This is a genomic window from Celeribacter naphthalenivorans (genome assembly GCF_020524585.1).
GTDB lineage: Bacteria > Pseudomonadota > Alphaproteobacteria > Rhodobacterales > Rhodobacteraceae > Celeribacter > Celeribacter naphthalenivorans.
Genome location: NZ_JAIVLK010000008.1, coordinates 59,258 through 77,858 on the forward strand (window position 1 = coordinate 59,258; position 18,601 = coordinate 77,858).

Consider the following 18,601-nt stretch of genomic DNA (forward strand, 5'->3'; position numbering starts at 1 on the left):
ATCACATTGATATATCAAACCAAGCCGCTTTCTGCCGGTCTCCATTTCCTCGCCACGCCGATTGGCAACGCCCGGGACATCACGCTGCGCGCCCTCGACATCTTGGCCTCTGCCGATGTGCTGGCCGCCGAAGACACGCGGTCCCTGCGCAAATTGATGGAAATTCATGGCGTTCCCCTGGAGGGGCGGCACATCTACCCCTATCACGATCACAACGGCGCCCAGATGCGTCCGCGTCTGATCGCGCTGATGGAAGAGGGCAAATCCGTGGCCTACGCCTCGGAGGCAGGCACGCCTTTGGTGGCCGATCCGGGATTTGTTCTGTGTCGCGAGGCGCTTGAGCGCAATATCCCTGTCACCTCCGCGCCGGGGCCCTCCGCGATGATCGCGGCGCTGACCATCTCCGGCCTGCCTTCGGATCGTTTTCTTTTTGCGGGGTTTCCGCCGTCGTCCTTGGGGGCGCGTTTGAAATTCTTCACCTCCTTTGCCGCCGTGCCCGCCACGCTCGGGTTCTATGAAAGCCCGAAACGCGTTCACCGAACCTTAGGCGAATTGTGCGACACCTTGGGGGAAACCCGCCCGGCGGCGTTGTGTCGGGAGTTGACGAAACGGTTCGAAGAGGTGCGCAAAGGCACGCTCAGGGAGTTGGAAGAAAGCCTGCGCGATGCGCCGGTGAAGGGCGAGATCGTGTTGCTCGTCGGGCGCGCAGATCATGTCGAGGTTTCCGAGGCGGATTTGGAAGCGGATCTTGAGGCGGCCTTGCAGAACATGACGGTGAAGGATGCCGCAGCAGAGGTGGCGGCCAAACATGGGCTGAAAAAACGCGACGTTTACCAAATGGCGTTGGCGATGACTGGAAAATAAGAACGGGAAGTGAGGCCGAATGTCGGCGGAAAATCCAAGGCGTATCCGCGGCGAACAAGCCTATCATTTCGGTCTTTCCGCCGAAGACATCGTTGCGCGCCACTATACGGAACGCGGCTATGAGCTTTTGGAGCGGCGTTGGCGCGGGGCGGGCGGAGAGATTGATCTTATTTTTCGCATCGGGGAAGAGGGGGATGAGATTGTCTTTGTTGAGGTGAAGGCCTCGAAAACCCACGCCCGCGCCAGTGCCGCGCTCGGTGCCCGCCAACAGGCCCGGCTTTGCGCCAGTGCGGAGGATTACATCGGGCGACTGCCATCCGGGCTTTTGACGCCGATGCGGATCGATGTGGCGTTGGTGAATGGGGTCGGAGAGGTCGAGTGTCTGGAGAATGCGTTGATGTAAAACCTGCATGTGATCTTGCGCACAGGACATTGCCATTGAATGCGCCCCCCGGCTGGTCCATCTAAGAGACAACCAGAGGAGATACGCCCTTGTCCAAGACCCCAGCGCTGAAAGTCGCGATTCAGATGGACCCGATCGGTCCGATCAACATCAATGCCGACAGCACGTTTCGCATCATGGAAGAGGCGCAAAAGCGCGGCCATGAGCTGTTCTATTACACGCCGGATCATCTGGCCTTCCAAGAGGGGCGTGTCACGGCGCGCGGCTGGCCGGTCGAGGTGCGCCGCGTCGAGGGCGATCACTACACCTTGGGCGAGATGACTGAGGTCGATTTGTCGGATTACGACGTTGTATGGCTGCGTCAGGACCCGCCGTTTGACATGGGCTACATCACAACGACGCATTTGCTCGAACTGATCACCCCGGGCACTTTGGTGGTCAACGATCCGTTCTGGGTGCGTAACTATCCTGAGAAACTGCTGGTCCTGACCTTCCCGGACCTGACGCCGCCCACCGCGATTGCCCGCGATCTTGAGACCATCAAAGCGTTCAAGGAAAAGCACGGCGACATCATCCTGAAGCCGCTCTACGGCAACGGCGGCGCGGGCGTGTTCCGGCTTGACCCGAACGACCGCAATCTCTCGTCCCTGCATGAGCTGTTCACCGGCATCTCGCGCGAGCCGATGATCGTGCAGAAATTCCTGCCCGATGTGTCGAATGGCGACAAACGCGTGATCCTCGTCGATGGCGAACCCGTAGGCGCGATCAACCGTGTGCCGCAGGCCGGGGAAACGCGCTCGAACATGCACGTTGGCGGGCGTCCGGAAAAGGTTGGCCTCACCGCCCGCGATCTGGAAATCTGCGCCCGCATCGGGCCGCTGTTGAAAGAAAAAGGCCAGGTCTTCGTCGGCATCGACGTGATCGGCGACTACCTGACCGAGATCAACGTGACCTCTCCGACGGGCATTCAGGAGCTCGAGCGCTTCGACGGCACCAACACGGCGGAGCTGATCTGGAAAGCGATCGAGGCCAAACGCGCATGAGCCTTCGGATGCGGCTCGTGTCCGGGGCCTTGAGCCCCGTCGTGCGGGCCGCGTTTACCCATGCGCAAAACCCCGTGCCTTTGCGAGACGGGGTTGATCTTGCGGCCAAGCTCAGCCTGCCGGTGCAATTGTCCGCCGAAGTCACCCATGACGCTTTGGGCCTGCCGGGCATGTGGATCAGACCGCCGGACTGTGACGACGAGCGTGTCATCCTGTTTTTCCATGGTGGCGGCTACATCGCCGGAAGTCCCGAAACCCACAAACGCCTCGCCTCACGGCTGGCGCAACTGGCCAATCGGCCTGTGTTCTTGCCCGCCTATCGGCTGGCGCCCGAACATCCGCTGCCCGCGGCGTTTGAGGATGCTTTGGTCGTCTGGGACGCGCTGGTGGCTTCGGGTTACAGTCCACAAGAGATCACCATCGGCGGCGACAGTGCCGGCGGTGGGCTGGCCCTGACGCTTTTGGCGGAGTTGTGCCAGCGCGGCGCGCCGCCCGCCGGAGCTTTCGGCTGGTCGCCCTTCACCGATCTGACGTTGTCCAGCCCGTCGTTCGAGACCAACGCAGAGCGCGATCACTTTTTCCCGTCGGAGCGGGCTCGCGACCTGATCGCGATGATCCTCGGGGCCTCCGCGCCTGAGGACCCGCAAGTCTCGCCGATCTTTGCCCGCTTTCCCGACTGTCCGCCGGTGCTGTTACAGGCTTCGGAGTGTGAGATTCTGCGCGACGATTCCGTGCGTATGGCGGCGCATCTGCGCGAAGAAGGGGCGGAGGTGGTACTCAGCCTCACCGAAGGCGCACCGCATGTCTGGCAGATGTTCGACGGGTTTTTCCCCGAGGCGCGTCAGGCGATTGAGGAGACGGCGGCGTTTCTGAAAGCTCTTAATTGAGCACGCCCGACACCACCCGGTAGCTCAGGGCTTCGGCCAGATGGGGGCGGCGCACATCGTCTTCGCCCGCCAGATCTGCAATCGTGCGCGCGACCCGCAAGACGCGGTGATAGCCGCGTGCCGACAGCCCAAGCTTTTCGGCGGCTTTGGTCAAAATCTCCCGCCCCTCGGCATCGGGACGGGCGACATCATCCAGCATCTGCCCCTCGATCTGCGCATTGGTGCGATACCCGGTGCCGTCATAGCGCTCGGTCTGGACCGCGCGCGCTTGGGCGACGCGCGCCGCAACCGTGGCGGAGCTGTCACCGGAGGGCGGCAGGTCCAAATCCTGAAACTGCACGGGCGGCATTTCGAGCCGCAAATCGAAACGGTCCATCAAAGGTCCGGAAATCCGGCCCAGATAGTCCTCACCACAGAGCGGGACTTTGGCGCAGGCCCGTGCCGGATCGGGCAGGTACCCGCATTTGCAAGGATTCGCCGCCGCGACCAGCATGAACCGCGCGGGGTAGCGCATGTGGGCGTTGGCGCGGGCGACCATGACCTCGCCGGTCTCGATGGGCTGGCGCAGGGTTTCCAAAACGGCGCGCGGGAATTCTGGGAATTCATCGAGGAAGAGCACGCCATTATGCGCCAGCGAAATCTCCCCCGGCTGGGCGCCACGCCCGCCGCCGACGATGGCGGCCATGGAGGCGGTGTGATGCGGCTCGCGAAAGGGGCGTGCGCGGGAAATGCCGCCTTCGTCCAAGAGGCCCGCGAGGGAATGGATGATCGAAGTTTCCAAGGCCTCCTGCGCCGAGAGCGGCGGCAGGATGGTCGGCAGGCGTGCGGCCAACATGGATTTTCCGGACCCGGGCGTGCCGACCATGAACATGTGATGCCCGCCCGATGCGGCGATCTCCATGGCGCGTTTGGCCTTTTCCTGCCCTTTCACATCGCGCAAGTCGCGGTGATGATTGGGGAGAGTAATCTCGCCCGGATGGGCCTCATGGATCGGCCGGTCGCCGGTGAAGTGGCGCAGGAGTTGCGCGAGGTGTTTCGCGCCATAGACGGGCGTCGCGCCGACCCAAGCGGCCTCTGATCCACAAGCCTCGGGGCAGGCGAGGACACAGTCCAACTCGGCGGCTTTCAAGGCCGCGGGCAGCGCGCCATGGACCGCGACGAGCGACCCGTCCAGCGCCAATTCACCCAAGGACAGCGTCTCTTCGGCTTTCTCTGCGGGGATCAATCCGGTGGCAGCGAGGATCGCCAATGCGATGGGCAGGTCGAAATGCGAGCCGATTTTCGGCAGATCGGCGGGCGAGAGGTTGATGACGAGTTTTTTGGACGGCAGCGCGATTTGCATCGCCGCGAGGGCCGCGCGGACCCTCTCGCGTGCCTCACTCACAGCCTTGTCCGGCAATCCGACGATGGTGAAACTGGGCAATCCGGGAGCGATAGCGCACTGCACCTCGACGGGGCGGGCCTCGATGCCTTCGAAAGCGACGGAGAATGTCCGTGCGACCATGGTGTGCTCCCGGTGCGTGTTAACCAATCTTAACCCGTCTAGCGCAGACGTGGTTAGCAAATGGTTAACGCGCTCCAGAGCCTATCGAATTTAGACCGGTTCGGGCCACTCCGTCACAGGCAGGTCCATCGCGTAGGGCACGGGATCATAGCTGATCTCCAGCCCCTCTTTACGCCATTTTTTGAACGCCGGATCGGAGAGATGCGCGTGAACATAGGTCCTGAGGCGATCAGAAACAGGCAGGTTATAGCCCGCGATCCGTGCCGCGACCGGCGCGTAAAACGCATCCGCCGCAGAATAGGCGCCGAAGAGCCAAGGGCCGTCACCCGCGAAATTTTCGAAGGCATGGGACAGGACCGTGTCCAAACGTGCAAGATCGGCTTTGACCGCATCGATGACATCAAATCCCTGATATTGATGCAAAAGCTGCATCGGGCAGGCGCCGCGCAGGGCGGTGAATCCGGCATGCATTTCGGCCACGAGCCAACGCGCGTAGATGCGCGCCTCGGCATCTTTGGGCCAAAGACCGGCCTCCGGATGACGTTCGGCCAGCGTCTCGGCCAAGGCGATGCTTTCGCCGATCACCCAGCCTTCGGGCGTGCGGGCGGTGGGCACAAAGCGGGCGGGCGCCAAGGGGGCGAGGTCCTCTTTCATGGTGCCGGAATAGAGCCCGACCATGATTTCATTGACCGGGATGTCGAATTTTTCGAATAGAAGCCATCCGCGCAGCGACCAGCTTGAAAAGCTTTTATCGCCGATGAAAAGATCGTAAGACATGAGCAAGCTCCAACTGTTTGCGACAGTCTATGAGGAAGTTATCTATCATGAAAACTCATATTTGACTTATATTGCATCAATATTTGTGATTTATGAGGCTGCACGACCATGATCCGGAGAGGCCTTCGGGACAGTCGATGACGGTGCAGGATAGTGGATCAATCCGGTGCCCGAGGGCTTCAAACGCCGTGCAAGATAGCGCCTTTTGCAAGAGCGCCATGATGACCCCCATATGCGCAACAATCACCGTTTCGCCGGAAAGCGCGGCGACTCCTTCATGCACGCGGTCGGAAAATCGGTTCCAGCTTTCGCCGCCCGGCGGCGCGCTTTCTCCCGGTGTTTCAAAGACTTCTCGGGCCAGAGCGCCATCGCTGGCTTCGATTTCAGACCAACTCAGCATTTCCCAGTCGCCGAAATAGGTTTCGCGAAAGCGTGCGTCGTGAGGCAGGCGGGCGCGGTGGCCTTGCACGGCGCTGGCGGTCTCGACGGCGCGGGTAAGATCGGAAGAAATCACCGGCACATCGGGGAGCGCCGCCTCCAACCGAGTAATCGCTGCGTGGTCCGACAGATCGGCGGGCAGGTCCGTCCAGCCGACGAAGGTCTTCGCATGAGTCGGGCCATGCCGGATCAACCAAAGGCGGCTCATACGAGACACTCCGGCAGTTGGCCTTTGAGCGCGAAGGGCAATCCGGCCATGACGCCGATCACGGTGCCGGCCTCGGCGGCCAACCGTTGATTGAGCTCGCCTTGTGCGATGCGAAACCGACGCGCGAGGGCATTTTCCGGCACGATGCCAAGCCCGACTTCGTTCGAGACGATCACGATCTCCGCAGGGCAGTCGCGGATCGCGGCCAGAAGGGTTTCGGTCTCCGCGGCCAGATCGCTTTCTGCAAACAGATGATTGCTCAACCACATCGTGGCGCAATCGAATAAGAGAATCTGGCCCGCTTTCAGCTCGGAAATCACCCGACCTGCGGCCAAGGGCTCCTCTATTGTGCACCAATCTTCGCCTCGGCTTGTGCGATGCTGCGCAGCTTTTGTGCGCATTTCTTCGTCAAAGCATTCTGCGCTGGCGAGGTACACACTATCTAATTCACTGATAATGCATATTTTTTCTGCTATTTTGGACTTCCCGGAAGAGGCGCCGCCGAGCACGACTGTCATATTTGTGCACATGATCGTGAAACCCATTCTTGGTCCAATGCGTTAGGCTTTTCGTAACAGGAGTAGCCACAGCTCGCAAATGACCGTCACGAAAACCCGCTAAGGTTTCTCAGAAGGTAAAACGTGAGATCAAGCCAGAGCGCAAACTCTCAGGAGGTTCAAATATGGCACTCGATATGACTGCATCCGACAACGCCCTGCCGCGCCGGGCGATGAAAGCGGAGATGCTCGACGTTGAGACGGAACAAGCCTTGGCCCGCGCGTGGCGCGATCATCGCGACGAGGCGGCGTTACACCGGCTCGTGACGGCCTATATGCGGCTGGCGATTTCCATGGCGGCGAAATTCAAACGTTACGGCGCGCCGATGAGCGATCTCATTCAGGAGGCCGGACTTGGCCTGATGAAAGCGGCGGAGAAATTCGACCCGGATCGCGGGGTGCGGTTTTCGACCTATGCTGTGTGGTGGATCAAGGCTTCGATTCAGGACTACGTGATGCGCAACTGGTCGCTGGTGCGGACCGGGTCGACCTCGGCTCAGAAGTCGCTGTTCTTTAATATGCGCCGGGTTCAGGCGCGCCTCGAACGCGAGGCCTCGGCGCAGGGCGAAGCGCTCGATCATGACCAGCTGTTGCAGATGATCGCGATGGATTTGAACGTGCCGCTGCGCGATGTCGAGATCATGGATGGGCGGTTGTCCGGCTCTGATTTCTCGCTCAATGCGCAGCAATCGGGCGAGGAAGAGGGCCGCGAATGGATCGATACGCTGGCCGATGAGGGGGAAACCACGGCGGAAATGGTGGGCGAAGCGCATGATCAGGCGCAGCTCAAAAGCTGGCTTGGCGAAGCGATGGACAATCTGAGCGAGCGGGAGCGATTTATCCTAAAGGCGCGTAAACTTTCGGACGAGCCGCGCACGCTCGAAAGCCTCGGCGAGGAGTTGTCGCTGTCGAAAGAGCGGGTGCGTCAACTCGAAGCGGGCGCGTTGCAAAAAATGCGTGTCAGCCTTGAGACCAACCATCAGGACGTGCAACATTTCTTCTCATGAGATTACCTTTTGCCGTCGCGCTCACTTTGAGCGCGGGCCCCGTTTTTTCAGACCAGATCACGCCTGAGGCTCTGTCGATTTTGCCTCGGGCGGATGTCGTTTTGTTGGGCGAAGTCCATGACAATCCGCTGCACCACGCACATCAGGCGGCGGCGGTTTCGGCGATTTCGCCGACGGCTGTCGTGTTCGAAATGCTGACGCCCGAACAGGCGGCGCGCGTGACGCCGGAGCTTCGGGGGGATGAGGCGAGATTGGCCGAAGCCTTGGAGTGGAACACCTCCGGCTGGCCTGATTTCTCGATGTATTATCCGATTTTTGCGGCAACCGATGCGCCCATTTACGGCGCCGCTTTGTCGCGCGAAGATGTGCGTCGGGCTTTCTCTGACGGGGCCGCCGCTGTGTTTGGTGCCGAGGCGGAGCGCTATGGTCTGACCGATCCTCTGCCCGAAGAGATGCAAGCCGAGCGCCAGAAAATGCAGTTCGACGCGCATTGCGAAGCCATGCCGCTTGGGATGATGTCGGGCATGGTCGAGGCGCAAAGGCTGCGCGATGCCGCGTTTTCGCGGGCTGTGATTGAGGCCCATGAGGCGACGGGCGGACCGATAGCGGTGATCACTGGCAATGGCCATGCTCGGATGGATTGGGGGATGCCTTCGGTGCTGGCCAAGGCGGCCCCCGATTTCGAAACGCTCTCTATCGGTCAATTGGAAACCGCACCTGAGGCGGCGCCACCTTACGATCTCTGGTTGGTGACAGAGCCGGCCCTTCGGGACGATCCCTGTGCCGGGCTCTTGCAATAGCTGGTCTATCTCTCAGAGCATTGTCTCATGCGTGGCCTTGGCTTAAACCGTTCCCTGAGACTGCGTACAGGGCCGTGCCGGGAGAGCGAATATGCTGAACGAAAAGACCATTTTGCTGATCATTGGCGGCGGTATCGCGGCGTTCAAATCGCTCGACCTGATCCGACGCTTGCGTGAAGAAGGCGCGCGTGTCGTGCCGGTGCTGACCAAGGCCGCCGAGGAATTCGTGACGCCCTTGTCCGTATCCGGGCTGGCCGCCGAGAAAGTCTACCGCGACCTTTTCGATCTCACAGATGAGGCGGAGATGGGGCATATCGAACTGTCCCGTGCCGCTGATCTTGTCGTCGTTTCCCCCGCCACCGCTGATCTTCTGGGCAAGATGGCCGGGGGGCTGGCGAATGATCTGGCCTCGACGCTTTTGATGGCGACGGACAAGCCGGTTTTGGTCGCGCCCGCGATGAATGTGCGGATGTGGGAGCACCCGGCCTGTCAACGCAATGTGGCGCAGTTGAAACAAGATGGCGTGCTTTTCGTTGGCCCCGAAGAAGGCACTATGGCCTGCGGTGAATTCGGTCCCGGTCGCCTCTCTGAGACGCCTGATATCATCGCCGCCATTCGCGCCGCGCTCACCGAAGGCCCTCTGAAGGGTAAGCATATTCTCGTGACCTCCGGCCCGACCCATGAGCCGATCGATCCGGTGCGCTACATCGCCAACCGCTCGTCGGGCGCGCAGGGCACCGCGATTGCCAAGGCGCTGCGCGATCTGGGTGCCGATGTGAGCTTTGTCACTGGCCCCGCAGACGTGCCGCCGCCGCGCGGGGTGCGGGTGATCCGGGTGGAAACCGCACGCGAGATGAAAGAGGCGGTCGAGGCTGCTTTGCCCGCCGAGGCCGCCGTGTTCGCCGCCGCCGTGGCGGATTGGCGTGTGACCTCGGAGAGCGGATCCAAGATCAAAAAAACACAGGGAAAGCTGCCTGTTTTGGAGTTTTCCGAAAATCCGGACATTTTGGCGGGTGTGAGCCAGAGGACCGAAGGGCGTCCGCGTTTGGTCGTGGGCTTTGCTGCCGAGACCGACGATGTGATTGCGCATGCCACTGCGAAACGCAAACGCAAGGGCTGTGACTGGATCGTCGCCAATGACGTCTCGCCCGCCACAGGCATCATGGGCGGCGTCGAGAATGCCGTGACCCTGATCACGGAGCGCGGCGCCGATGAGTGGCCACGGATGAGCAAGGACGAAGTGGCGCGTCAGCTGGCTTACCGGATCGCCGATCACCTGTCTGGCAATTGAGTATTTAAACCACGGAAAAGACATGAGCGTAGAGATCAAAATCCAATGGCTCGACGGGGCCGATACCGACATCAAACTGCCGTCCTATGAGACCGCACATGCGGCAGGCGGCGACGTGCGCGCGAATTTTCCGCCGGAGATGCGCGACGTTGGCGTCGTGTTGGAACCGGGCACGCGGGCGTTGATTCCGACAGGGTTCGCGATGGAGATCGAGCCGGGCTATGAGGTGCAGGTGCGGCCGCGCTCTGGGCTCGCCCTCAAGCATGGGATTTCGCTGGTCAACACGCCAGGCACGATTGACGCGGATTACCGTGGTCCGGTTGGCATCATTTTGATCAACCTCGGGCAAGAACCGTTTCACGTCACCCATGGCGAGCGCATCGGCCAGATGATCGTCGCCCCCGTGGTGCAGGCGGCCTATAAAGTGGTCGACAGCCTCACTGACACCGCGCGAGGCGCGGGCGGGTTTGGGTCGACCGGGCGCATATGACATTTTTCCTGATCATCGCCGCCGTGCTTTGGGGCATCGGCTGGTTGACCGGCGCGCCGACGCGGGCGCGCTGGGCGATGATCGGGGTGTTGTATCTCGCTGTTTTGATAGCGCTTTTTGTGTTGCCCGAAGGCCATGCGCTGCGCGCGAGTCTTGGTGGCTCCTTCGGCGAATGGCTCTTGATCGGTGTCGGTGCGGTGATCATTATCGCCTACCGTGCGGGCCTTGCCGCGTTGCGCAACAAGGCGCAGCCGGAGCCTCAGGCCGCGGAGCAGCAAAGCGAAGGCACCTTCCGCCCCGCCGAACTCGACCGCTACATGCGCCATATCCTGCTGCGGGAAATCGGCGGGCCGGGGCAGAAAAAACTGAAAGAGGCCAAGGTTTTGGTAATCGGCGCCGGTGGTCTTGGCGCACCGGTTCTGGAATATCTCGCGGCCTCGGGCGTCGGTGTGATCGGCGTGATCGACCCGGATGTGGTTGAGGCCTCAAACCTGCAACGACAGGTGATTCACACGGATGCGCAATTGGGCGTGCCAAAGGTGTTCTCCGCCGCCGAGGCCATGCGGGCGCAGAACCCGTTTGTCGAGGTGCGGCCCTATCATCGGGCCTTTGATGACGACACCATGGATCTGGTTGCCGACTACGATCTGGTGCTCGACGGGACGGATAACTTCGACACGCGCTATCTTGTGAACCGCGCCTGTGTGGCCCATCGTAAGCCGTTGATCGCAGCGGCGATCACGCAGTGGGAAGGTCAAATTAGCACCTATAAACCCCATGAAAATGGCCCCTGTTATCAATGTGTGTTCCCTGAGCGCCCTGCCGACGGCATGGTGCCAAGCTGTGCCGAAGCCGGGGTCGCGGCCCCCTTGCCAGGTGTTTTGGGGACGATGATGGCGATGGAAGCGGTGAAAGAACTCACCGGCGCGGGGCAGGGGCTGATGGGACGTCTGGTCATTCACGATGCGCTTTATGCCGAGACACGGAACATTACCGTGAAAAAGCGGCCCGACTGCCCGATTTGCGGCGGCTGACCCTTTTCCTTGCGGCTTTCGAGGCATAGCTTGAGGGCCAAAGGAGACACGCATGACCAACGCTTACCTGTCCGAGTGGAACACGCCTTTCAACCTCCCGCCTTTCGCCGATTTGACGGACGCGGATGTCAAACCTGCGGTCGATGCCGCACTTGCAGAGGGGCGCGCGGCGATCAAAGCAATCGCGGAAAACCCCGAGGCGCCGACATTTTCCAACACAATTGAAGCGCTGGAAAAGGCGGATGCCACGTTGTCAAAAGTGCTGGGGGCCTTTTACGGTATGGCGGGGGCCGACACCAACGATGTGCGCGATGGGTTGATGCGCGATCTGTCTCCTCTGCTCTCCGCTTACAGCAGTGAGATCACCGCCAACGAGGCGCTTTTCAACCGGATCGAGACGCTTTGGCAGAGCCGCGAAGCCCTTGATTTGACAGAGGAACAGCAGCGCGTCTTGATGCTGACTCGTCGCTCTTTCGTGCGCTCTGGCGCGAAACTCGAAGGGGCCGAGAAAGATCGCATGGCGGCGATCAAATCGCGGCTTGCTACGCTTGGCACTCAGTTCACCCAAAACCTTTTGGCCGATGAGCGCGAGTGGTTCATGGAGCTGGCGGAAGAGGACCTTGAGGGCCTGCCGCAATTTGTCATCGACGCCGCGCGGTCAGCGGGCGAAGAGAAGGGCGCCAAAGGCCCTGTCGTGACCCTGTCGCGCTCGCTCATTGTGCCGTTTCTACAATTTTCGCCACGTCGAGACCTGCGCGAAAAGGCGTTCCGCGCTTGGGCGGCGCGCGGTGAGAATGGCAATGCCAATGACAACCGCGAGATTGCGAAAGAGATTTTGGAGCTGCGCGAGGAGCGCGCCAAATTGTTGGGGTACGAGAGTTTTGCGGCCTATAAGCTTGAGATCGAAATGGCCAAGACGCCGGAGAATGTGCGTGATCTGTTGATGCGGGTTTGGGGCCCGGCGAAAGAGGCCGCCGAACGCGATGCTGCGATCCTGTCCGATATGATGGCTGAGGATGGCGTGAATGGCGATCTGGAGCCTTGGGATTGGCGCTATTATTCGTCGATCCGGCGTAAGGCGGAGCATGATCTCGATGAGGCGGAGCTCAAGCCCTACCTGCAACTTGAGCGCATGATCGAAGCGTCGTTCACCTGTGCCAATCGTCTCTTTGGTCTGGAATTTGAACCGCTCGATATGCAGGTCTATCACCCGGATGCACGCGCTTGGAATGTGACGCGGAACGGCGAACATATCGCGGTTTTCATCGGCGATTATTTCGCGCGCGGCTCGAAACGTTCGGGCGCCTGGTGCACTGCGATGCGGAGCCAACAAAAGCTCGACGGCGATATTCGGCCCATCGTCTTGAATGTGTGCAATTTTGCCAAACCGTCGAAAGGCGAGGCGGCTTTGTTGTCCTATGATGATGCGCGCACCTTGTTCCACGAGTTCGGTCATGCGCTGCATCAGATGCTATCGGACGTGACCTATGAGTCGATTTCCGGCACCTCCGTGGCGCGCGATTTCGTCGAGCTGCCGAGCCAGCTTTATGAGCATTGGCTCGAAGTGCCTGAAGTGCTCGAAGAGTTTGCGACCCATGCGAAAACCGGCGAACCGATGCCGCGCGATATGCTGGAACGCCTTTTGGCCGCCCAGACCTATGATCAGGGCTTCGCCACGGTCGAATATGTCGCTTCCGCGCTGGTGGACCTCGATTTCCACGACGGCCCGGCACCGAAAGACCCGATGGCGGCACAGGCCGAGACACTCGCGAAAATCGGCATGCCGAAAGCTATCACCATGCGCCATGCGACACCGCATTTCGCGCATGTGTTTTCCGGCGACGGATATAGCTCCGGCTACTACAGCTACATGTGGTCCGAGGTGATGGATGCCGACGCGTTCGAGGCCTTTGAGGAAACCTCGCCCTTCGATCCGGCGATGGCGAAACGGCTCGAGGAGAACATCCTCTCGAAAGGCGGTTCGGAAGATGCCGAGGCGCTCTACACTGCGTTCAGGGGCCGGATGCCGGGCGTCGAGGCGCTGCTCAAAGGACGCGGCCTTTTGGCGGCGGAGTGATCCGCGTTTCCTTTGTGCTGGAAATACTCAATCGCGAGGCGGTCAATCCGCCTCGCCCGCGACGTCTTTATGCACGATCACATCGGCATTCGGATAGGCGTCCAGAATCTGCCGTTTGAGATCAGCAGAGATTGCATGCGCCTCGCGCAGGGTCTGATCGCCGTCCACCTCGATATGGATGTTCACGAAAGGCTTTGATCCCGCCATTCGGGTTTTCAGATCGTGATAGGCATAGATGCCGGGCATGTCTTTGGCCATATTTTCAATGGCTTCGATCATTTCTGGCGGGGCGGAGCGGTCCATCAGGGCGTCCCAGGCGGATTTGCCGATGTTGAGCGCGCCCACGACCAAAATTGCCGCCGCACCCAGCGCGACCACGCTGTCGAGTTGGTGAAATCCGAACATCGAAGAGGCCAGTAGAGCAAAAATTGCGCCGATATTGGGGATCAGGTCGCCCACATAGTGCAGGCTGTCGGCGGAGACGACTTTGGAGCCGGTTTTGCGCGCGACATGACGTTGCCACAGCACCAGCGCGATCGTCAGCACGATGGAGAGGATCATCACCGCGATGCCGGCTCCTTCGGACATCATCTCTTTCGGCGCGGGCGACAAAAGACGGCGCACAGAGGTCACGCCGATGACGCCGGCGGACACCAGAATGAAGACGGATTGCGCAAGGGCCGCGAGGTCTTCGGCGGAGGTGTGGCCAAAGGTGTGATCGTTGTCCGGCGGGCGCGCGGCGTAGTAAATCGCGAGCAAGCCCCCGGCCGCAATCAGCAAATCCATCGCGCTGTCCGCCATGGAGGCGGCAATCGACAGCGACCCTGTGAGGCTCAGGGCCCAAAGTTTGGCGAGAACGAGAATGGTCGCGACCGTCACGGAGGCGATGCCGGCTGAGAGGTTCAGGCGGTGGTCTGGCATGTCGTCATTCCCGTTTGAAGCACTTAGGGGGGTTATAGTCCATTCTCTCCCGAGGGTAAGGCCACGGGCGCAGATTTTGAGCCTTAATTCAGCATCAATTTGTCTTTGATCCGCGCCCAGGCGCGCGCCGCGAAATTGTCTTTCGCGGGCTCAAGACATTGACGTTCGAGGAACCAGTGGAAATAGCCCTCGTAATCGAATTCCGCCATGGTCTCAGGGCCAAACTCGATCGCGGCTTTGAGATCGGGAACCGTGCGCGGGGTCAATGTGGCGTGCCAGTAATCGGTCTTGCCACAGGTGATCACCGGTTTTTTCTGCATCAAGGCCTCGAACCCCGCCGAGGAGTTTTGCGTGATCACCACGCGGGCCGCTTCGATCAGGTCGTGGATCGAGGCGTCGCTCAGCTTCACATTGGGGTGGTTCTCGCAAATCTCGAGGATCTGCCGACGTCCCTGTTTGGTTTGATGCGGATGCGGTTTGACATAGACCAGCGCGTCGCGGTCGTAATTGGCCGCCGTGGCGATCATCTGTTCGGTGCTCAGATACCGCGCGCTTGGTGTCTCGGTCTCGGAGGGCTGACACAGGATCGTCGGGCCATAGATCGCCGGGCCGCCGACGATGATGTGAAAGTGATCCTCCGCCAGCAAAGCCCGCCCGCTGCGTGAGCCGCCTTCGACGAGATAGGTCGCAAAGCCTTTCTCTTTCAGCTTGGGCACAAGACGGGTGAAAAAGTCGTGAAGGCCCTGCGCGATGGCCTCATGCCAGCTGCCGTAGCCATGGATCACACAGGACTTCAATCCGGTCGGAATGTTGCGGGCCGCCAAAGGAGATTTGATTTGATCCATAAACACTTACTCTAAAATTTCGTCCGGACGCACTCCCCATAGCCCGGATTTCAATACCCATCCTTTTTGCCCGCCAGCGGTGACTTTGCACCAGGACACGTTGCATTCCTGAAGACGCAGGATGACGTTTTTCTCCGCTTGGGCATTCAGCCGCGAGCTTGGGTCCGGGCGGGAATAGAGGTCGACATTCTCATCGGTCACAAGCGCCGTGCGCACCCCGGAAATCAGCGAATAATGAAGCCAGCCGGTGGCGCCCTCAAGGTCACGCACCCGACGCCAGTGGCCGTATTCGGCGATGACTTCCAACGGGTACCCCCGACGGACGAAAACCCAGTCGATGCGATGCGACAAAGACGGCCCACGTCGGACATTGGCTTTGTCGCTTTTGAGCGACACGAAGCGTGGCAGCGGCAGGTTGGTGACAGAGCCGCGCGCGGGGCCATCGGCGGCCCAACCGAGCGTCGGCGCGATCGCCAAAAGACTGAGCGCGAGAAGGCAACACAGGATCATGCGCGAAAGCACGCCCTTGCCGAAAGATCGATCCCCAATCATCGTTACTCTGCCTGATCTGCTCATCATTCGCCCGAAACTGTCGGCCATCTGCCAGCACGTCATCGGGAGCCTGAATTCCCCCGGTCATTTATACAGTTTTTCTCCCCCGGTTCTTATCCTTACGGCTTGCCGGGATGCAATCGAGTTTGCCAGTATGGGGGTGAAAAAGAAAGAGGGAGGTTGCGGTCATGGCCAAGGAACGTCTGAAGGTCGTCGTGACACGGGCATTGCCGGAACAGGTCGAAACCCGGATGAAAGAGCTCTTCGATGTCGAGCTCAATCACACGGACGAAAAGATGGACAAAGCGGCGCTGGTCAAGGCGATGCAGCGCGCCGATGTTCTGGTCCCTTGTGTGACGGATCGCATCGATGCGGGCATGTTGGGGCAGGCGGGCGAGCGTCTGAAATTGATTGCCAACTATGGTGCCGGCGTCGATCATATTGATGTGATCACGGCGCAAAACCGCAGCATCCTCGTGTCGAACACGCCTGATGTGGTGACCGAGGACACGGCGGATATGGCGATGGCTTTGATGCTCGCCGTGACGCGCCGCATCCCCGAAGGTCAGGCCGCGATGCAATCCGGCATCTGGGAGGGCTGGGCGCCGACCGCCTTTCTGGGGCAAAGGCTGACGGGCAAGCGGCTTGGCATTCTGGGCATGGGGCGGATCGGTCGGGCCTTGGCTCTGCGAGCACGGGCCTTTGGTTTGTCGGTGCATTACCACAACCGCACCCGGCTGAGGCCAGAGACCGAAGCGGCTTTTGAAGCGACTTGGTGGGACAGTCTCGATCAGATGCTCTCGCGTGTCGATATTCTGTCGATCAACTGCCCGCACACGCCTGCGACCTATCACCAGATCAACGCGCGGCGGCTCAAACTCATGAAGCCGACGGCGGTGATTGTGAATACGTCGCGGGGCGAGGTGATCGACGAGAACGCCCTGACCCGTGGATTGCGCGCAGGCGAGATCGGTGGTGCAGGCCTCGATGTTTTCGAACATGGCCACCAGATCAACCCGCGTTTGCGCGAGCTGCCCAATGTCGTGCTCTTGCCTCATATGGGGTCCGCGACGCTCGAAGGGCGGATCGAGATGGGCGAAAAGGTCATGCTCAACATTCGCACCTTCGCCGACGGTCACCGCCCGCCGGATATGGTCGTGCCCGCCATGCTGTGAGCGGCCTCATGCCCCTTATGCGTCACAGTCTTTGACGCCGAGCTGGATCAAATCGGCCCCGCTGACCTTATAATAGCCATAGATGGTGGTGCGCCCGATCTCGAGATACCAGTCTCGCACAGTGGGCGGGTAAAATTGTGCGATGAAAAGGCTCCATTCCTCAAAGCGATCTTCGGAAAGCGGCCCGAGAAACGAACGCGGGCCGTGAAAGCCGAAACGGGCCTTTGAGGTCACGCAGGCATTTTTCAGGCCGATGTACATCGTGCAGGACGAGAAGCAAAAGCCGTCGCGGATTTCTACCTTCGTGTCATTTGCGATCAGCGTGCTAATTTCCTCGTAGCGCTGGCGCACACTGCCGCCCAAGTCGGTGCGGATGATCAGTATATTCTCTTCCGATGGGGCCGTGCTCAGGTCGGCCAGAACGGGAGCTGTGCTAAAACTCATAAACAATGCGGTCATCGGCACGCAGAGATGAGCCAACCGTCGTGAAACGCGTATCGTCATTTTGCACCTCGAAAAGATTCAGTGAATTGCGATTTCAGTGAATTATGCGGCGGCCGGGGAGGTCATCCGCGCAGGTCTTTCAAAGGAATTTCAGGCCTTTGGGATATTTGGGCCTAGGTGACAGCATAGGCTGTTTTGCAAAACTTCGATAACATGGCCGTAAGAGGTGTTCCCTTTTCTGCGGTGCGGAGGGGGTTTGTGCCGCATTGCAGCCAAATTCTTTCGATGTGCAAAAAAAATGAACAATCTGGCCATGGTCTCCAGATTGTTGTCAGCCCGAAAGCAGGTTTTTGACGAATCTGTGGTGCGAAAGAGACGGTCAGCCTGTGCGCGCCTTGGAACTTCGACGAAGGACAGACGTTTTGTTTCCAGATAGAGAGAAAGGAGGCCTCAAATGAATTGGGACCAAATCGAAGGCAAATGGAAAGAAATGCAAGGCCGCGTGCGCGAGGAATGGGGCGAATTGACCGACGACGATCTGGCGGAGGCCAAAGGCAACCGCGAACAGCTCGAAGGCAAGCTTCAGCAGCGCTACGGCAAGACCAAGGAAGAAGCGCGCAAGGCCATCGACGATTTTCTGGCGAAAGTGTGAGCCATGTCTCGTCTGGATGAGTTTCGCGAAGATCCCGCTCACATGCTCTGGCAAGAGCTTGGCGATCTGCGCGCCGGGATGCTCGGTATCTCAAGCGCGCAGGACGCCATGCAGCCGATGAGCCATTTCCCGGATGCGGCCGCTGGCAAGCTCTGGTTCATCACCTCGGATGAGACCGATCTGGTGCGCCACGTCGGCACGGGCGATCAGGCGCAATTCTGTGTCACCTCGCAGGACCAATCGTTTTTCGCCTGCCTGACCGGGGCGATCCGGCAAAGCACCGACAGTGCCAAGCTCGATGAGCTTTGGTCCCCGGCGGCGGCAGCCTGGTTCGAGGGTGGACGTGACAACCCGCATGTTTGCCTGTTGGAGATGACGCTGTCCGAGGCGGCTCTTTGGGCGGCTACCGGCAATCCGTTGGCGGTGGGCTATGAGATGCTCAAGGCCAATATGGCCTCAGACACGACGCCGGATGTCGGCGAGCATGTCGTGATCGCCTTCCCGCACGCGGCCTGACCGACAAAATTGAAAGCAAGCGCGCCATCGTCTGGCGCGCTTGTTTAAAGCGTTTCTCAACAAGCTTGAGGAACTCAATTTTGAGAAACGCAGCAATATCAATTTAGTGTGGCAAC

General features: G+C 60.2%; 21 protein-coding genes. 13 read left to right on the forward strand and 8 right to left on the reverse strand.

What is annotated here, in order from left to right; translation table 11 throughout:
* Nucleotides 1-6: 6 nt before the first annotated feature.
* The 4 genes from rsmI (at nucleotide 7) to LC094_RS17140 (ending at nucleotide 3,197) form a co-directional block, all read left to right on the forward strand.
* A complete protein-coding gene (gene rsmI / locus LC094_RS17125; RefSeq protein WP_226554017.1) occupies nucleotides 7-864 on the forward strand; it encodes a 16S rRNA (cytidine(1402)-2'-O)-methyltransferase in 858 nt (285 codons plus the stop codon).
* A 19-nt stretch (nucleotides 865-883) separates the two neighbouring features.
* On the forward strand, nucleotides 884-1,267 hold the full coding sequence (locus LC094_RS17130) for a YraN family protein (protein WP_226554018.1): 384 nt from the start codon (nucleotides 884-886) through the stop codon (nucleotides 1,265-1,267).
* 107 nt (nucleotides 1,268-1,374) lie between these two features.
* Nucleotides 1,375-2,310 (forward strand): glutathione synthase, encoded by a 936-nt coding sequence (gene gshB / locus LC094_RS17135; protein ID WP_226554221.1) that lies wholly within the window; start codon nucleotides 1,375-1,377, stop codon nucleotides 2,308-2,310.
* Nucleotides 2,307-3,197, forward strand: a complete 891-nt coding sequence (locus LC094_RS17140; RefSeq protein ID WP_226554019.1) for an alpha/beta hydrolase — start codon at nucleotides 2,307-2,309, stop codon at nucleotides 3,195-3,197. Before gshB ends, LC094_RS17140 begins: the two co-directional genes overlap by 4 nt.
* Here LC094_RS17140 and LC094_RS17145 read toward each other — a convergent pair.
* The 4 genes from LC094_RS17145 to cobU all read right to left on the reverse strand — a co-directional run bounded on the left by LC094_RS17145 (nucleotide 3,190) and on the right by cobU (nucleotide 6,669).
* Nucleotides 3,190-4,701 carry a YifB family Mg chelatase-like AAA ATPase gene (locus LC094_RS17145; protein ID WP_226554020.1) on the reverse strand — a complete coding sequence of 504 codons (1,512 nt, stop codon included), beginning with the start codon at nucleotides 4,699-4,701 and terminating at the stop codon, nucleotides 3,190-3,192. The two genes, LC094_RS17140 and LC094_RS17145, sit on opposite strands and share 8 nt — an antisense overlap.
* A gap of 90 nt (nucleotides 4,702-4,791) precedes the next feature.
* Complete coding sequence (locus tag LC094_RS17150; RefSeq protein WP_226554021.1) at nucleotides 4,792-5,478, reverse strand: glutathione S-transferase; 687 nt, start codon at nucleotides 5,476-5,478, stop codon at nucleotides 4,792-4,794.
* Between the two features lie 76 nt (nucleotides 5,479-5,554).
* On the reverse strand, nucleotides 5,555-6,124 hold the full coding sequence (locus LC094_RS17155; protein ID WP_226554022.1) for a histidine phosphatase family protein: 570 nt from the start codon (nucleotides 6,122-6,124) through the stop codon (nucleotides 5,555-5,557).
* Entirely contained in the window at nucleotides 6,121-6,669 is a 549-nt protein-coding gene (gene cobU, locus LC094_RS17160) for a bifunctional adenosylcobinamide kinase/adenosylcobinamide-phosphate guanylyltransferase (protein WP_319003307.1), read from the reverse strand. The genes LC094_RS17155 and cobU overlap by 4 nt, the downstream gene beginning before the upstream one ends.
* A gap of 137 nt (nucleotides 6,670-6,806) precedes the next feature.
* On the opposite strand from cobU, the gene LC094_RS17165 reads away from it, so the two are divergent.
* The 6 genes from LC094_RS17165 (at nucleotide 6,807) to LC094_RS17190 (ending at nucleotide 13,380) form a co-directional block, all read left to right on the forward strand.
* Nucleotides 6,807-7,688, forward strand: a complete 882-nt coding sequence (locus LC094_RS17165) for an RNA polymerase factor sigma-32 (protein ID WP_226554023.1) — start codon at nucleotides 6,807-6,809, stop codon at nucleotides 7,686-7,688.
* Complete coding sequence (locus LC094_RS17170; protein WP_226554024.1) at nucleotides 7,685-8,488, forward strand: ChaN family lipoprotein; 804 nt, start codon at nucleotides 7,685-7,687, stop codon at nucleotides 8,486-8,488. Before LC094_RS17165 ends, LC094_RS17170 begins: the two co-directional genes overlap by 4 nt.
* A gap of 91 nt (nucleotides 8,489-8,579) precedes the next feature.
* Entirely contained in the window at nucleotides 8,580-9,779 is a 1,200-nt protein-coding gene (coaBC, locus tag LC094_RS17175; protein WP_226554025.1) for a bifunctional phosphopantothenoylcysteine decarboxylase/phosphopantothenate--cysteine ligase CoaBC, read from the forward strand.
* 22 nt (nucleotides 9,780-9,801) lie between these two features.
* Nucleotides 9,802-10,269, forward strand: coding sequence for a dUTP diphosphatase (dut, locus tag LC094_RS17180; protein ID WP_226554026.1), 468 nt, complete (start codon nucleotides 9,802-9,804; stop codon nucleotides 10,267-10,269).
* The gene (locus LC094_RS17185) at nucleotides 10,266-11,303 is read left to right on the forward strand and encodes a HesA/MoeB/ThiF family protein (protein WP_226554027.1); all 1,038 of its coding nucleotides are present in this window, start codon (nucleotides 10,266-10,268) and stop codon (nucleotides 11,301-11,303) included. The genes dut and LC094_RS17185 overlap by 4 nt, the downstream gene beginning before the upstream one ends.
* Nucleotides 11,304-11,355: 52 nt before the next feature.
* Nucleotides 11,356-13,380, forward strand: coding sequence for a M3 family metallopeptidase (locus tag LC094_RS17190; RefSeq protein ID WP_226554028.1), 2,025 nt, complete (start codon nucleotides 11,356-11,358; stop codon nucleotides 13,378-13,380).
* A 42-nt stretch (nucleotides 13,381-13,422) separates the two neighbouring features.
* Here the strand turns inward: LC094_RS17190 and LC094_RS17195 are convergent, their stop codons facing one another.
* From LC094_RS17195 to LC094_RS17205, 3 genes are all read right to left on the reverse strand, one after another.
* Nucleotides 13,423-14,301: a cation diffusion facilitator family transporter gene (locus tag LC094_RS17195; RefSeq protein WP_226554029.1), complete on the reverse strand. Its 879-nt coding sequence runs from the start codon at nucleotides 14,299-14,301 to the stop codon at nucleotides 13,423-13,425.
* Nucleotides 14,302-14,384: 83 nt separating this feature from the next.
* The gene (locus tag LC094_RS17200) at nucleotides 14,385-15,146 is read right to left on the reverse strand and encodes a capsular polysaccharide export protein, LipB/KpsS family (protein WP_226554030.1); all 762 of its coding nucleotides are present in this window, start codon (nucleotides 15,144-15,146) and stop codon (nucleotides 14,385-14,387) included.
* 6 nt (nucleotides 15,147-15,152) lie between these two features.
* The gene (locus LC094_RS17205; RefSeq protein WP_226554031.1) at nucleotides 15,153-15,698 is read right to left on the reverse strand and encodes an SH3 domain-containing protein; all 546 of its coding nucleotides are present in this window, start codon (nucleotides 15,696-15,698) and stop codon (nucleotides 15,153-15,155) included.
* Nucleotides 15,699-15,886: 188 nt separating this feature from the next.
* On the opposite strand from LC094_RS17205, the gene LC094_RS17210 reads away from it, so the two are divergent.
* Nucleotides 15,887-16,873 carry a 2-hydroxyacid dehydrogenase gene (locus LC094_RS17210; RefSeq protein ID WP_226554032.1) on the forward strand — a complete coding sequence of 329 codons (987 nt, stop codon included), beginning with the start codon at nucleotides 15,887-15,889 and terminating at the stop codon, nucleotides 16,871-16,873.
* 15 nt (nucleotides 16,874-16,888) lie between these two features.
* On the opposite strand, the gene LC094_RS17215 is transcribed toward LC094_RS17210, so the two are convergent.
* Nucleotides 16,889-17,317 carry a hypothetical protein gene (locus LC094_RS17215; RefSeq protein WP_226554033.1) on the reverse strand — a complete coding sequence of 143 codons (429 nt, stop codon included), beginning with the start codon at nucleotides 17,315-17,317 and terminating at the stop codon, nucleotides 16,889-16,891.
* A gap of 454 nt (nucleotides 17,318-17,771) precedes the next feature.
* Between LC094_RS17215 and LC094_RS17220 the strand changes: the two genes are divergently transcribed.
* Nucleotides 17,772-17,969 carry a CsbD family protein gene (locus LC094_RS17220; RefSeq protein ID WP_226554034.1) on the forward strand — a complete coding sequence of 66 codons (198 nt, stop codon included), beginning with the start codon at nucleotides 17,772-17,774 and terminating at the stop codon, nucleotides 17,967-17,969.
* A 3-nt stretch (nucleotides 17,970-17,972) separates the two neighbouring features.
* Entirely contained in the window at nucleotides 17,973-18,485 is a 513-nt protein-coding gene (locus tag LC094_RS17225; protein WP_226554035.1) for a pyridoxamine 5'-phosphate oxidase family protein, read from the forward strand.
* Nucleotides 18,486-18,601 lie beyond the last annotated feature (116 nt).